Annotated in this window: 12 protein-coding genes; 8 read left to right on the forward strand and 4 right to left on the reverse strand. The window is 62.6% G+C overall.

Going from position 1 to position 13,724, the window contains the following annotated elements; translation table 11 throughout:
* Positions 1-160: 160 nt before the first annotated feature.
* Genes QB905_RS09840 through QB905_RS09850 form a run of 3 tightly spaced genes read right to left on the reverse strand, consistent with a single transcriptional unit; the run spans position 161 to position 1,275 of the window.
* Positions 161-547 (reverse strand): type II toxin-antitoxin system VapC family toxin, encoded by a 387-nt coding sequence (locus tag QB905_RS09840; RefSeq protein WP_282974785.1) that lies wholly within the window; start codon positions 545-547, stop codon positions 161-163.
* Positions 544-777: a type II toxin-antitoxin system Phd/YefM family antitoxin gene (locus tag QB905_RS09845; RefSeq protein ID WP_282974788.1), complete on the reverse strand. Its 234-nt coding sequence runs from the start codon at positions 775-777 to the stop codon at positions 544-546. The genes QB905_RS09840 and QB905_RS09845 overlap by 4 nt, the downstream gene beginning before the upstream one ends.
* 36 nt (positions 778-813) lie before the next feature.
* Positions 814-1,275, reverse strand: a complete 462-nt coding sequence (locus QB905_RS09850; protein ID WP_282974790.1) for a group III truncated hemoglobin — start codon at positions 1,273-1,275, stop codon at positions 814-816.
* A gap of 176 nt (positions 1,276-1,451) precedes the next feature.
* Here QB905_RS09850 and cysG point away from each other — a divergent pair, with 176 nt between their 5' ends.
* The 8 genes from cysG (at position 1,452) to QB905_RS09890 (ending at position 11,749) form a co-directional block, all read left to right on the forward strand.
* A complete protein-coding gene (gene cysG / locus QB905_RS09855) occupies positions 1,452-2,858 on the forward strand; it encodes a siroheme synthase CysG (protein WP_282974791.1) in 1,407 nt (468 codons plus the stop codon).
* Entirely contained in the window at positions 2,855-3,154 is a 300-nt protein-coding gene (locus QB905_RS09860) for a DUF2849 domain-containing protein (protein ID WP_282974793.1), read from the forward strand. Before cysG ends, QB905_RS09860 begins: the two co-directional genes overlap by 4 nt.
* 14 nt (positions 3,155-3,168) lie before the next feature.
* On the forward strand, positions 3,169-4,812 hold the full coding sequence (locus QB905_RS09865; RefSeq protein WP_282974795.1) for a nitrite/sulfite reductase: 1,644 nt from the start codon (positions 3,169-3,171) through the stop codon (positions 4,810-4,812).
* Position 4,813: 1 nt separating this feature from the next.
* Entirely contained in the window at positions 4,814-5,350 is a 537-nt protein-coding gene (locus QB905_RS09870) for a DUF934 domain-containing protein (protein ID WP_282974797.1), read from the forward strand.
* Between the two features lie 26 nt (positions 5,351-5,376).
* Complete coding sequence (locus tag QB905_RS09875) at positions 5,377-6,123, forward strand: phosphoadenylyl-sulfate reductase (protein WP_282974798.1); 747 nt, start codon at positions 5,377-5,379, stop codon at positions 6,121-6,123.
* Between the two features lie 420 nt (positions 6,124-6,543).
* Positions 6,544-7,965 (forward strand): allophanate hydrolase, encoded by a 1,422-nt coding sequence (gene atzF, locus QB905_RS09880; RefSeq protein ID WP_282974800.1) that lies wholly within the window; start codon positions 6,544-6,546, stop codon positions 7,963-7,965.
* Positions 7,962-11,531: an urea carboxylase gene (uca, locus tag QB905_RS09885; protein ID WP_282974801.1), complete on the forward strand. Its 3,570-nt coding sequence runs from the start codon at positions 7,962-7,964 to the stop codon at positions 11,529-11,531. Before atzF ends, uca begins: the two co-directional genes overlap by 4 nt.
* A gap of 74 nt (positions 11,532-11,605) precedes the next feature.
* Positions 11,606-11,749, forward strand: a complete 144-nt coding sequence (locus QB905_RS09890; RefSeq protein ID WP_282974803.1) for a hypothetical protein — start codon at positions 11,606-11,608, stop codon at positions 11,747-11,749.
* On the opposite strand, the gene QB905_RS09895 is transcribed toward QB905_RS09890, so the two are convergent.
* Positions 11,706-13,625, reverse strand: coding sequence for a glycoside hydrolase family 2 protein (locus QB905_RS09895; RefSeq protein ID WP_282974804.1), 1,920 nt, complete (start codon positions 13,623-13,625; stop codon positions 11,706-11,708). The genes QB905_RS09890 and QB905_RS09895 overlap by 44 nt on opposite strands.
* Between the last annotated feature and the right edge of the window lie 99 nt (positions 13,626-13,724).

Here is a 13,724-nt window from a genome sequence, read left to right on the forward strand (position 1 = left end):
CCGCGCCGGACGTTTACCGCGATCCGGATGCGACTGCCGACGGCGTAAGGCTTCTGGCCTTGCAGCGATCCCAGCGCCGGTAAAGATACCCCACCACCACATCGCTGCGCTCGTGGTCCCCCTCCCCGAAATCAGGGATTTCAGGGAGGTATAGGTCTTGTCACACCAGCCTGACCGGCCCCGGATATTGCGCTACCACCGCATCCGAGGTCAGCAGCGTAATCCCCTCGTGCTGCGCCTGCGCCACCAGTATCCGGTCAAACGGATCTTTGTGAATCTCCGGCAGGGTATCGACCATGACAGCGTGGGCCGACAGGATGGGTACTTCCTCATAACCATTATCGAGCAGGCCGCGCCGCAACAACCGCGCATCGACGCGGAAATCCTCACGTCCCAAGCCGCTCTTGATCGCCACCTCCCACAGGCTGGCGGCGCTGAATAAAAGCGTGTTGGCCTCGTCCTCGATCAGGCGCACGGCTTCAAGCGGCAAGCGGTCGGGCATCCCCGCCGCCCACAGCAGCAGATGTGTGTCGAGCAGCAGTTTCACAGGCCAAACAGGCCGCTGATCTCAGCCTCCGCCATGCGATCAAAATCATCCGGCACCTGGATGTTTCCGGCCATAAACCCCAGGCGTGTCTTGTGCGGCGGCGCATCAATGGCCGTTACCTGCGCCATCGGTTTGCCCGCCTTGGCGATGACAAAACCCTGCCCTTTGGCGGCCTGATCGACAAGGCGCGACAAATGGGTCTTGGCTTCGTGAATATTGACGGTCGGCATGGCTGGCATTCCTAAACTAAGTCCGGTTAGTCTAGTCTATTTTCCGCGCGCGTGCAAATCCTGCTCCGGGCGATAGAAAAGCCCCAGTTTCAGGCTTTCGCCGATGCGGCTGGCGCGCACCATGAAATAGTCAACGGCACGTTCATCAGGGGCCAGATCGCGCAGGGTCTGCTCGAACAGGAACAGCCATTCGCCGAAATGCGCCGCTTCGATGGTTTTGACGCGCATATGGGCCTGCATCGGCCTGCCCGTATAAACGCCTGCATTCAGCGCCACCGATGCCCAGAACAGCTTCAGCCTGGCCAGATGATCGGGCCAGTCGTGCACCGCGCCATCAAACACCGGCCCAAGATGCGGATGTTGGCGCACGCGGCGATAAAATTCATCGACCAGACGCGCTATAAAGGCTTCGTCGATACCGATGGCAGCCGCATCTTCACGGATTTTCTGACGGGCTTCGAGGGCCTTGGGCGAGGTTTGCGGCGGTGTTTCGATCATGGCAATACCTTAGCGTCTTAGTCGGAATTGACAAGATGCTGCACCGCGACCGATTGTCGCCCGTTTAGTGCGCCTAAACCTATCCGCCATAAAGGATCGCTTTTCTTTATCGGCCCGGAACCTTAAATACACGTCTCAAGCCCGCATGGTGCGGGCGTTTTCGGATGAAGCCCGTCATGTTGTCTTTGCCCCTGTCCTGGCCGTTGCAAGGCAAGCATGTTGTGCTGGTCGGTGCGGGCGCGTGGGCGGTACGCAAGCTGAACCTGCTGAGCCGCACCCCCGCTACCCTCACCGTTTTCGCGCCCACCGAGCCGCTGGACTTCAGCGGCGCGCGTATTGAGGCGCGCTGGCCCGAAGCCGCCGATCTGGAAGGTGCGGCGCTGATCGTCGTCGCTTTCGAGGATCGTCCACTGGCCGAACGGGGCGCTGATTTGGCCCGCGTCGCCCGCGTGCCGCTCAATGTGGTTGATTATCCTGACCTTTCCGATTTCCATTTTCCGGCCATTGTCGATCGCGGCGCTATCAGTATCGGCATTGCGTCAGGCGGCACCGCGCCGGTTCTGGCGCGCGAAACCCGCCGCAAAATCGAAGCGGCCATCCCGCCTTCGGAAACGCATGTCGCTGAATTTGCGCAAGGCCTAAGCGCGCCCCTGCGCCAGATGTTCGCCAATGTCGATGATCGCCGCCGCGTCTGGGAAGAGGTGCTGGCCTCTCCCGCCGCCGAACTGGCCCGTTCCGGTCAGGTGGCTGAGGCGGTAGCTCTGGCTTTGGCGTCGCTTGAAAACCCTAAAGCCCGCACCGGCATTGTTCATCTGGTCGGCGCAGGCCCCGGCGATCCCGAACTGCTGACCCTGAAGGCGCTGCGCCTGCTGTCCGAAGCCGATGTCATCGTCTATGACCGGCTGGTCGGTTCGGCCATCATGGATCTGGCGCGCCGCGATGCCGACCGGTTTTATGTCGGCAAGGCGCGTTCCAACCATTCGGTGCCGCAGGAACAGATTCACGAACTGCTGGTCGAACAGGCGCGTCTGGGCAAGCGCGTCGTGCGCCTCAAGGGCGGCGATCCGTTCGTCTTCGGGCGCGGCGGCGAAGAGGTGCAGGCCCTGCGCGACGCGGGCATCGAGGTGCAGGTGACGCCGGGCATTACGGCGGCTCTTGGCTGCGCCGCCTCATCGGGTGTGCCGCTCACCCACCGCGACCATGCCCAGAGCGTCACCTTCGTCACCGGCCACCTGAAAGACGGCGACCCCGCCAATCCGCTGTCGCTCGACTGGTCGGCCCTGTCAGCCCCGCATCATACTTTGGTGGTCTATATGGGCGTGGCGACGGCGCACGAGATTTCGACCAAGCTGATGCGTCATGGCCGCCTGCCCGATACGCCGGTTCTGGTCATCGAAAACGGCACGCGCGCCGATGAGCGCTGCACGCTTTCGCAACTGGACGGGCTGGAAAGCGCCGTCGCCGCCATTACCGGCCCCGCCCTGCTGATCATCGGCGAGGTGGCGGGCCTTTATCACGACAAGGCGGCGCTCCACGCCGTCATCGCCGAAGCTGACAAAGAACAGATGAGACTGAACGCATGAAACTTCTGACCGCAAACCGCCTGTGGGACGGCACGACGCTATGGTATGGCGCCGATGGCTGGGTTGAGGACGGGGCGCTGGCCGTGTCGCTTGAGGATGAACGCGCCGACGCCTTACTCAAAGACTGGCTGGCGCGCGAAACCGAGGTGGTCGGCCCCTATCTGATCCCGCTGACGCCCGAAGATGTGCCGGTGCAACGCGAGCATGTGCGCGAATTTGTCCGCGCCAATGGCCCGACCACCGGCCCCCTGACCGACGGCATTGCCCGCGCCTATCAGCGCGCCGATATATTTTAAAGGTTCCGTTCTGCATGTATATTTATGACGATTTCGATCATGCCTTTGCCCGCGAGCGCGTGGCGCAGTTTGCCGATCAGGTGAAGCGCCGTCTGGCCGGTGAGATCACCGAAGATCAGTTCAAGCCGCTGCGCCTGATGAACGGCATCTATCTGCAACTGCACGCCTATATGCTGCGCATCGCCATCCCTTACGGCCTTTTGTCATCGAAGCAGGTGCGCAAATTAGCCCATATCGCCCGCACCTATGATCGCGGCTATGGCCACTTCACCACGCGCACCAATCTGCAATTCCACTGGCTGAAACTGGCCGACGCGCCGAAGATTCTGGAAGAGCTGGCCGATGTCGAAATGCACTGCCTGCAAACCTCAGGCAACTGCATCCGCAACACCACCACCGACCAGTTCGCCGCCGCTGCGCGTGACGAGATCGAGGACCCGCGTCCGTGGTGCGAACTGATCCGTCAGTGGTCGTCGAACCACCCGGAATTTTCGTTTTTGCCGCGCAAGTTCAAGATCGCCGTCACGGCTGCCAAAAAAGACCGCGCCGCCATCCGCCTGCACGATATTGGCCTGCACCTGACGAAGGACGGCTTCGATGTCTATGTCGGCGGCGGCATGGGCCGTACCCCGGCGCTGGCCCACTGCATCCGCAAAGCCTTACCCGGCAGCGAACTGCTCAGCTATCTCGAAGCCTGCCTTCGCGTCTATAATCGCTATGGCCGACGCGACAACAGCTACAAGGCGCGCATCAAGATACTGGTCGCAGCCCTCGGCCCCGACGAATATAAGCGTCAGGTCGAGGCAGAATGGGCCACGCTCGACAAGAGCCTGATCGACCCGCCGCAAGCCGAGATCGAGCGCATCCGCGCCTTCTTCCCCATGCCCGAACTGGCTCCGCGCCCGTTCGATCAGGCGGCGCTTAACCGCGCCCGCGCCGCCGATCCGCAATTTGCCCGCTGGGTGAAGAATAACCTCAATGCGCACAAGAACGACGATTATACGTCGGTCACCGTGTCGCTGAAGCCGATTGGCAAGACGCCGGGCGATGCCTCGGCCGACCAGATGGATTTGCTGGCCGATCTGGCCGACCGCTTCGGCAATGGCGAACTGCGCGTGACGCACGAACAGAATGTCGTGCTGCCGCATGTCGCCAGGGCCGATCTGTATGCGCTGTACAGCCAGCTCGATACGCAGGATTTGAGCACGGCCAATATCGGCAAGATCACCGACATTATCTGCTGCCCCGGCCTCGACTACTGCTCCTTGGCCAATGCACGCTCGATCCCGCTGGCGCAGGCAATCTCGAAGCGTTTCGATGATGCCGAAGTGAATGACAGGATCGGCAATCTGTCGATCAAGATGTCGGGCTGCATCAATGCCTGCGGCCACCACCATAATGGCAATATCGGCATCCTGGGCGTCGATAAGCAGGGCGTCGAATTCTACCAGATCCTGCTCGGCGGTCGCGCCGATGAAAACGCCGCGCTTGGAGTCATCACCGGCAAGGGCCTGCCCGCCGAAGCCGTGCCCGCCGCCATCGAGCGCGTGGTGCAGCTTTACCTGCAACTGCGCACCGATGAGTCCGAGCTTTTCATCGACACACTGGCCCGTGTTGGCCGCGACGCCTTCGCCGAAGCCCTGCATGAGCCCGCCTGATATGAGTTCCGATATGAACCTGCCCACGCCCAATTCCGCCTCCGCCCCCACCCTGATCACGGTTAGCGGTGACACGCCTGCCAATGACTGGGTTGTGCTGGCCGATGACGAGCCCATCGGTTCGGATGGCCCCTATGTGCTTGGCTTTGATCGTGCCTTGTCCGAGTTGGACGGGCTGAATGGCCGCTATGGCGTGCGCGTCCTGCCCGGTCAGGATGTGCGTCAGCTTGCGTCCTGGCTCGACAAGATCGCCCTGTTCGAGGTGGCCTTCCCCGGCTACCGCGACGGGCGCGGCTATTCGACGGCGCGCATCCTGCGTCAGGACTTAAGCTTTACCGGTCCCGTCCGCGCTGTCGGCGATGTGCTGCGCGACCAGCTTTTGCTGATGGCGCGCTGCGGCTTTGATCAGTTCGTGATCAAGGATCACGACCCGGCGGGCGCGCTGACATGGGCGCTCGGCAGCTTTACGACCTATTACCAGAGCGCGGCGGACGCCCATCTGCCCACCTGGGCCCTGCGTCACCAGATTTCGGCGTAAAATAAAAACGCCGCAAGGACAATACCATGACGGTTTTGATCGATATTCTGAAAGACCAGACACGCAGCGACAACAGCCTGCGCGCCGAAGCCTTGAGTGCGCAATATGAAGGCATGAGCGCGCAGGACATCTTGCGCGACGCCATTCGCAACCAGTTTTTGGGCGACATTACCCTGTCTTCGTCGTTCGGAGCCGATTCGGCGGTGCTGCTGCACATGGTGTCGGAGATCGATCCGGGCCTGCCGGTCATCTTCCTCGATACCGAGCGCCATTTCTTCCAGACCCTGCAATATCGTGACGAGTTGCAAAAGCGCCTCGGCCTGACCCATCTGATCAATCTGCGTGCCGACAGGGACGAGGCTGCGGAAGAAGACGCCAAGGGAACGCTGTGGCGCTCCAATCCCGATGCCTGCTGTGATCTGCGAAAGGTGCGCCCGCTCAACCGCCTGATGGAGGGCTACGGCGCGTGGATTTCGGGCCGCAAGCGCCACCAGAGCGCCACGCGCACCAGCCTGCCCATCGTTGAATGGGATGGTAGGCATTTCAAGGTCAATCCGCTGGCCAACTGGACGGCTGACGACATCAGCGCCTATTTTCGGGCCCACGATCTGCCGCCGCATCCGCTGGTGGAGCAAGGCTTTCCGTCCATCGGCTGCTTTACCTGCACCAAGCCGGTGGCGGCAGGCGAAGATGCGCGCTCAGGCCGCTGGGCCGACTCGGAAAAGGTCGAGTGCGGGATCCACAATCCGATCTATGGCGGCGACGGAATCTAAGCTATTTACATTTTTCCGCATCTCGCATTCAATTTGTAAGTCAAATTAAACGCTCGTTGCTCTAGGCGCTCTGGGACGGATCGAGATTCACCCTCCTCCCCTGTAGCACAGCGTACGGGGGAGGTGCGTTGCCTGCTTTCAAATCTCCAGGCCGCTATTCAGGAAAAGTGACCCCGTCAGCTTTCGCCGACACCACCCCATCTTCAATTCGCTCGACAGGAGGGGTGTGCCGCTTGTCACCCGCCTCTCCATTCATGGGAGGTGTCGAGCCAGCGAAGCGCGTCGAGACGCAAGCGGTCACTTGCTTCAGCAAGGGGCTGAATGTCGATGCCCTCGGCGGGTTACATACGTCAATCGACGTATGTAACCCGCCCGCCCGGAATGCCAGTTTTACGGACAAGACCTGTGCGTGGAGTTCCGATGGCCGACCCTTCTTCTTCTGATCTTACAGGCCGCAGTCTCGATGACTGGGTGATGGCGGGCAGCGATCCCACGGCTTTGCGCGCCGATCTGCTGGCGCTGGTGGCCGCGCTTGATCCCGCCGATCCGGCCTGGATCAGCCGCGTGACGCCAGAGGCGTTGATGGCGCAGCTTGACGCCGCCGCGCGCCGCCAGGACGCCGGGGCGGATATGCCGCTGTTTGGCGTGCCCTTCGCGGTCAAGGACAATATTGACGTGGCGGGATTTGATACCACGGCGGCCTGTCCGGCCTTTGCCTATAGACCGGACAAAAGCGCCACCGTGGTCGAACGCCTGATGGCGACGGGCGCCCTCATGATCGGCAAGACCAATCTCGACCAGTTCGCCACCGGCCTTGTCGGTACACGCAGCCCCTATGGCGCGGTGCCCAACAGCTTCGATCCAGCCTATGTGTCGGGCGGTTCCAGTTCCGGCACAGCGTCTGTGGTGGCGCGCGGTCTGGTGCCGTTCGCGCTCGGCACCGATACGGCGGGTTCGGGGCGCGTCCCGGCAGGGGCCAACAACCTCGTCGGTTTCAAACCGACACGCGGCGCGTGGAGCACCAAGGGTCTGGTGCCCGCCTGCCGCACGCTTGACTGCATCACCGTCATGACCACCTGCGTCGCCGACGCCGTGCGCGTTGATGAAATTGTGCGCGGCTATGATGCGGGCGATGCGCTGTCGCGCCAACCCTTGCGGGCGCGCGAACTGCCTGTGCGTCCGCGCCTGGCCATCCCCGCCGATCCGCAGTTTTTTGGCGATGCACAGGCCAAGGCGGCGTGGGCGGTCAGCCTTGCCAAGCTTGACGCCGAACTGGTGCCGGTCGATTTCGCGCCGCTGCATGCCGTCGCTGCCCTGCTCTATGAGGGGGCGTGGGTAGCCGAACGGCTGGCGGCCATAGAGGGCTTTTTCGATGCTCACGCCGCCGAGATGGACCCGACCGTGCGCGCCATTATCGGCGGGGCCAAGGGCATGAGCGCCACTGACACCTTCCGCGCCTTTTACCGGCTGGCCGAACTGGCAGGCCCGGCGCAAGCGCTGATGGCCTCGGTCGATGCCCTGCTGGTGCCGACCGTGCCGGCTCACCCGACCCTCGCCGCCGTGGCCGCCGATCCGGTGACGCTCAACAGCCGCCTTGGCACCTACACCAATTTCGTCAATTTGCTCGACTGGAGCGCCGTGGCCGTGCCTGCCGGTTTCCGCGCCGATGGCCTGCCGTTCGGCCTGACCCTGATCGGCCCCGTCTGGGCCGAGCGCGCCCTGGCCTCAGTGGCCGCCCGCTGGGAAGCCCGCTTCAACCTGCCACGCGGCGCTTTTTCACGCTTGAGGCCCAAGGAGATTACCACCATGCCCGCACACCCCGGCGCTGAGGCCGCGCAATGATCCATACCGTCCTGATCGCCAATCGCGGTGAAATCGCCGTGCGCATTATCCGCACCCTGAAAAAAATGGGCGTGCGCAGCATCGCCGTCTATTCCGAACCCGACCGCAATGCGCGTCACGTCCGCGAAGCCGATCTGGCCGTGGCGCTGGGCGGGGAAAAGCCCGCCGAAAACTATCTGCGCGGCGAAGCCATCATCGCGGCGGCCAAAGCCACCGGTGCGCAGGCCATTATCCCCGGCTATGGCTTCCTGTCGGAAAACGCCGATTTCGCCGATGCCTGCGAGGCAGCGGGTCTGGCCTTTTGCGGGCCAACGGGCGACCAGATGCGCGGCTTTGGCCTGAAACACGCCGCCCGCGCCCTGGCCGAAGCCGCCAATGTGCCGCTGACCCCCGGTTCTGGCCTGCTCAAAGACCTCGATGAGGCGCGCGCCGTGGCGGCACGGCTGGGCTATCCCGTCATGCTCAAAAGCACGGCGGGCGGCGGCGGCATCGGCCTGACGCGCTGCGACGACGAGGCGGCGCTTGATCACGCCTTTGAAAGCGTGCGCCGTCTGGGGCAGAATTTCTTCAGCGATTCCGGTGTCTTTCTGGAACGCTTCGTCGAACGCGCCCGCCATGTCGAGGTGCAGATTTTCGGCGACGGCAAGGGTGGCGTGGTGGCTTTGGGCGAGCGCGACTGTTCCTTGCAGCGTCGCAATCAGAAGGTGGTGGAAGAAACGCCCGCGCCGCGCCTGCCGCCTGCCACAAGGCGGCATCTGCTCGACTGCGCCGCCGCCCTGGCGCGTTCGGTCAATTACCGCTCAGCCGGTACGGTCGAATTCATCTATGACGAGGCCGTCGATCAGTTTTACTTTCTGGAGGTCAATACGCGCCTTCAGGTCGAACACGCCATTACCGAGGCCGTGACCGGCATTGATCTGGTCGAATGGATGATCCGCACGGCGCAGGGCGATGCGCCCGACCTGTCACGCGATTATCCGGCCAGCGGCGCGGCCATCGAGGTGCGCATCTATGCCGAAGACCCGATCCGCAACTTCGCCCCCAGTCCCGGCCTGCTGACCGAGGTGGTCTTTCCGGCGGAGGCCCGCATCGACACCTGGGTCGAGGCGGGCACCGAGGTGTCGTCCTTTTATGATCCGATGATCGCCAAGCTGATCGTCAAAGGCGATGACCGCGCCGACGCCATTGCCCGCCTGAACGCCGCTCTGGCCGCCACGCGACTGGGCGGGATCGCCACCAATCTCGACTATCTGCGCGCCATCGCCGCCGACGCTGAATTCGCCGCCGGACAGGTTTCGACGGCCCGGCTCAACAGCTTTGTCTATACGCCGAAAGCCATTGAGATCATCGAACCCGGCACCTATACCACGGTTCAGGACTATCCGGGCCGGGTCGGGCTGTGGGACATCGGTGTGCCGCCGTCCGGGCCAATGGACGACCGCGCCTTTCGCCTCGGCAACGCCATTGTCGGCAATGACGAAAGCGCGGCGGGCTTCGAGGCCACGATCAGCGGGCCGGCGCTGAAATTCCACGCCGATGGCGTCATCGCCCTGACCGGCGCGGCCTGCGATGCGCGGCTTGATGATCAGCCGATCGGCTTCTGGCAGCCGGTGGCGGTGAAGGCCGGACAGGTGCTGCGTATCGGGCGGGTATCGAGCGGCTGCCGCACCTATCTGGCGGTGCGCGGCGGGCTGGACGTGCCCCTGTCGCTCGGCAGTCGCTCCACCTTTGTGCTGGGCCATTTCGGCGGCCATGCCGGGCGCACCCTGCGCGCGGGCGACATCCTGCCGGTGGGCGGACTGGAAACCGCCGAACCAAAAGCGCTCGATGCGGGGCTGATCCCGGCCTATGGCGATCACTGGGAGATCGGGGTTTTATACGGGCCGCACGGTGCGCCCGACTTCTTTACCGAAGCCTCGATGGACGCCTTCTTCGCCGCCGACTGGACCGTGCATTATAACTCGAACCGCCTTGGCGTCCGGCTGGTGGGGCCAAAACCCGAATGGGCGCGCAGCGATGGCGGCGAGGCGGGGCTGCACCCGTCCAATATCCACGATTGCGAATATGCTATCGGCAGCATCAACTTCACCGGCGACATGCCGGTCATCCTGACGCGCGACGGGCCGAGCCTCGGCGGTTTTGTCTGTCCGGTGACCATCGCCCACGCCGAATTGTGGAAGGTCGGCCAGGTCAAGCCCGGTGACCGCATTCGCTTTCGCCGTATGGATTTCGCGCAGGCCCTGGCGCAGGAACACCAGCAGAATGCTGAGATCGCCAGGCTGGAACCCGTGGCCGCGCCCGCGCCCTTGCCATCAGCGCTTTCAGGGCCAGTGCTGCACCGCATCGAGGCAACCGGGACGACACCACTCGTCACCTACCGGCAGGCGGGTGACAAATATATCCTCCTCGAATATGGCCCGGTCGTGCTCGATCTGGCCTTCCGGCTACGCATCCACGCCTTGATGGAAGACCTGACAGCGCGGCCCGTGGCGGGCATACTGGAACTGTCGCCCGGCGTGCGTTCGCTGCAAATCCATTATGACAGTCTGGTCATTGATCAGCCGGCCTTGCTGGCGGCCCTGCTGGCGGCGGAGGCACGGTTACCCCCGGCGGACAGCATGAGCGTGCCGAGCCGCATCATCCATCTGCCGATGGCCTTTGAGGATTCGGCGACGCTTGGCGCAGTCAAACGCTATCAGGAGACGGTGAAACCGACAGCGCCCTGGCTGCCCAGCAATACCGAATTCATACGTCGTATCAATGGCTTGGATACGGTCGATCAGGTGCGCGACATTCTGTTTTCGGCCAGCTATATGGTGTTGGGTCTGGGCGATGTCTATCTTGGTGCGCCGTGCGCCGTGCCGGTCGATCCGCGTCACCGGCTTTTGACCTCGAAATATAATCCCGCCCGCACCTATACGGCCGAAGGCACGGTCGGGATCGGCGGCATCTATATGTGCATCTACGGCATGGACTCGCCGGGTGGTTATCAGCTTGTCGGGCGCTCCCTGCCGATCTGGAATCAGTTCCTGAAGAATGAGGCCTTCATCGACGGCAAGCCGTGGCTGCTGCGCTTCTTCGATCAGGTGCGGTTCTATCCTGTCAGCGAGGCGGAACTGGAGGTTTTACGGGCTGATTTCCGCGAAGGACGGCATAAAATCGAGATTTCCGACAGCGTTTTCAGCCTGGCTGAGCATAAGGCCTTTCTGGCCTCGATTGCCGATGAACTGACCGGCTTCACGGCGCGTCAGCAGGTGGCTTTCGCTGCCGAGGTGGCCTTGTGGGGCGAAGAAGACACCAACGGCGTGATCGAGGACAGGCCGCCGGAAGCGGTGGTTGATGCGGGCCATATCGGGGTGTCGGCGGCGATCAGCGGCAATGTGTGGAAGATCGCGGTGGCGGAAGGGGCGAGTGTCAAATCCGGCGATGTGCTGGCGGTGCTGGAGGCGATGAAGACCGAGTTTCATATCTATGCCCCATCGGATGGGGTGATTAAAAACCTGTCGTGCCGTGAAGGCCGCCCGGTCGATGCCGGCGCGATCCTGATGACGCTGGCACCCGTCTAATTGTGCAGGCGGCGGTTCCTTCGGACTGGACGCCGCCGCTTTGCTGCTGCACAACAAGGCTACGGAGATACGCCATGCCCTATGTCTTAAGCCCGTTCGATGCCGCCTCGACCGACTGGCGGCGGCTGGTGGGGCGGCTGATCGTCAAATGGACGAAGGCGGCGGGCGCGCCGCTTATTTCGCTGCGGCGGCGGCCCTGGCCTTGTAATAGTCGCTGAGCACGAAGAAGGCCATTTTGCGGTTGCCGTTTTCGTCCATCAGGCCTTTGCGGTTCCAGCCCTGCTGATAGATGTTCTGACGGCGCGGCGAACGGAAGTCCTTGAGAATCCACGGCGACATTCCCGCCAGAAACGTCATATTATCGGCCATAGCCAGGGTCGCCTTATAATAGCTGGCCTGATAATCCTCGCTGAAACGGTGCTGCTGCTCAGGATCGTGATAGCCGAATTTCGCACCCGCGCCGAATTCGGAGAAGATGACCGGCTTGTTATAGTCGGAATGCCAGACGGTTTTGCGCACATCGGCAAGCGTATTGCTGCCATACCAGCCATTATAGGTATTGATGCCGATCACATCGAGATCGGCGGCCAGCGGATCCTTGATCGAGATGTCGGTCGGGCCATTGACGGTCGCCGTGTTCAGCGCCGCCGTCACCAGCCGCGTGCCGTCCAGATCGCGGGCTTCTTGCGCCAGCGTGCCGAGGAAATGGTTGCGCGCATCCGATATGGGCGTTTCGTTGCCGACGCTCCACAGGGCGATGGAGGCGCGGTTGCGGTCGCGCAGGATGTTTTCGGCCATCATGGTCTGGGCGGTTTTCAGCGTGGCCGGACTGGTGAAATTGACACTCCAGTAAACCGGGATTTCGCTCCACACCAATATGCCCATCTTATCGGCCATGCGCGTGGTGATTTCATTGTGCGGATAGTGGGCGAGGCGGACATAATTGCCGTGCAGCCCGTCCTTGATCTCGGTCAGCAGGGCGCGCGACGCTTCTTCGGTGATGCGCCGTGATGGATTGGGGCCGAACTCTTCTTCGTGCATCGAAATGCCGCGCAGGAAGATCGGCTTGCCATTGAGCAATATCTTGGTGCCCTGCACTTCGATGGTGCGGAAGCCGATCTGGTCGGTCAGGGAATCCTCGCCTGCTTTCACCGTTACATTATAGAGGACGGGCGTGTCCGGGCTCCATAAACGCAGGCCCTTCGGCGCGGGCGCGCTTAAACTGACGCGGCCATTGGCGTCGGTCGTGCCCTTCATGTCGAGCTTCGTGCCCGCCACCGTCACCTCGACGGCCTGACCGGCTTTTCCACCTTTAGTATTTGGGCCATCCAGCGCCACATCGGCCTTGATCTGGCCGTCCTTGGTCAGGCGGATGAAGTCGTCGTCAATATAGGTGGCGGGGGTGGCGATCAGCTTCACATCGCGGGTAATGCCGCCATAGGTTTCCCAGTCGGTGACGGTCGGCGGAATCGTGTCGGGCGTGCGCGTGGAATCGACACCGACGACGAGATTATTGTCCCTGGCCCGGAGAATGCCGGTCACTTCAAAGGTGAAGGGCGTGAAGCCGCCATCGTGTTCACCCAGCCGATGGCCGTTCAGATAGACCATCGTGTGGTAATCGGCGGCGTCGAAATGCAGGAAGACGCGCCCATCCTTGCGGATCAGGCCGGGGCTGGCATCGAAGCGTTTCTGATACCACATCAGGCCATTATAATAGCGCAAGGTCGGATCATAGGCGATCCACGACGACGGCACCTCGCCCAGCGGCGCACTGCCGAGATCATATTCAAACAGGGCGTTGGGATCGGCCTTTTCAGCATCGGCCACCACGATGTCGGCGCCGCGTCCGTGGCGTACATCGGTCGATTTGCCGAGGAAATCGGCCAGCCCGTCCTTGTAGGGATCAACCGAATAGTGCCAGGCACCAGCCAGATCGAGGCCTGTGCGCAGATCGGCATCGACCATGACGAGGGGGGGCACGATGGCGCTGTAAGCGGGATTGGCCGCCGGGCCTGCCGGATTGGCGTGCGCGGCGGCAAACGGCGTGGCAGCCAGCCACAGAGTGGTGAAAAACAACGCTTTGCGTGCGGCCATGATCGGTTCCTCTTATATATTTGCCGGAGACGCTACCCCCGGATGTCACCGGTGGCAAGTCCGCCAGCTTCTTTTGTGCGACCGCCGTGACCCCGGCCT

The organism is Asticcacaulis sp. EMRT-3 (assembly GCF_030027245.1).
GTDB lineage: Bacteria > Pseudomonadota > Alphaproteobacteria > Caulobacterales > Caulobacteraceae > Asticcacaulis.

Excerpts from the sequence above, each read along its gene's own strand:
- QB905_RS09875 (WP_282974798.1), top strand. The coding sequence starts at position 5,377 with ATGACGGTTTTGATCGATATTCTGAAAGACCAGACACGCAGCGACAAC.
- cysG (WP_282974791.1), top strand. The coding sequence starts at position 1,452 with ATGTTGTCTTTGCCCCTGTCCTGGCCGTTGCAAGGCAAGCATGTTGTG.
- uca (WP_282974801.1), top strand. The coding sequence starts at position 7,962 with ATGATCCATACCGTCCTGATCGCCAATCGCGGTGAAATCGCCGTGCGC.
- QB905_RS09845 (WP_282974788.1), bottom strand. The coding sequence starts at position 777 with ATGCCGACCGTCAATATTCACGAAGCCAAGACCCATTTGTCGCGCCTT.
- QB905_RS09890 (WP_282974803.1), top strand. The coding sequence starts at position 11,606 with ATGCCCTATGTCTTAAGCCCGTTCGATGCCGCCTCGACCGACTGGCGG.
- QB905_RS09870 (WP_282974797.1), top strand. The coding sequence starts at position 4,814 with ATGAGTTCCGATATGAACCTGCCCACGCCCAATTCCGCCTCCGCCCCC.
- QB905_RS09850 (WP_282974790.1), bottom strand. The coding sequence starts at position 1,275 with ATGATCGAAACACCGCCGCAAACCTCGCCCAAGGCCCTCGAAGCCCGT.
- QB905_RS09865 (WP_282974795.1), top strand. The coding sequence starts at position 3,169 with ATGTATATTTATGACGATTTCGATCATGCCTTTGCCCGCGAGCGCGTG.
- QB905_RS09860 (WP_282974793.1), top strand. The coding sequence starts at position 2,855 with ATGAAACTTCTGACCGCAAACCGCCTGTGGGACGGCACGACGCTATGG.
- QB905_RS09895 (WP_282974804.1), bottom strand. The coding sequence starts at position 13,625 with ATGGCCGCACGCAAAGCGTTGTTTTTCACCACTCTGTGGCTGGCTGCC.
- atzF (WP_282974800.1), top strand. The coding sequence starts at position 6,544 with ATGGCCGACCCTTCTTCTTCTGATCTTACAGGCCGCAGTCTCGATGAC.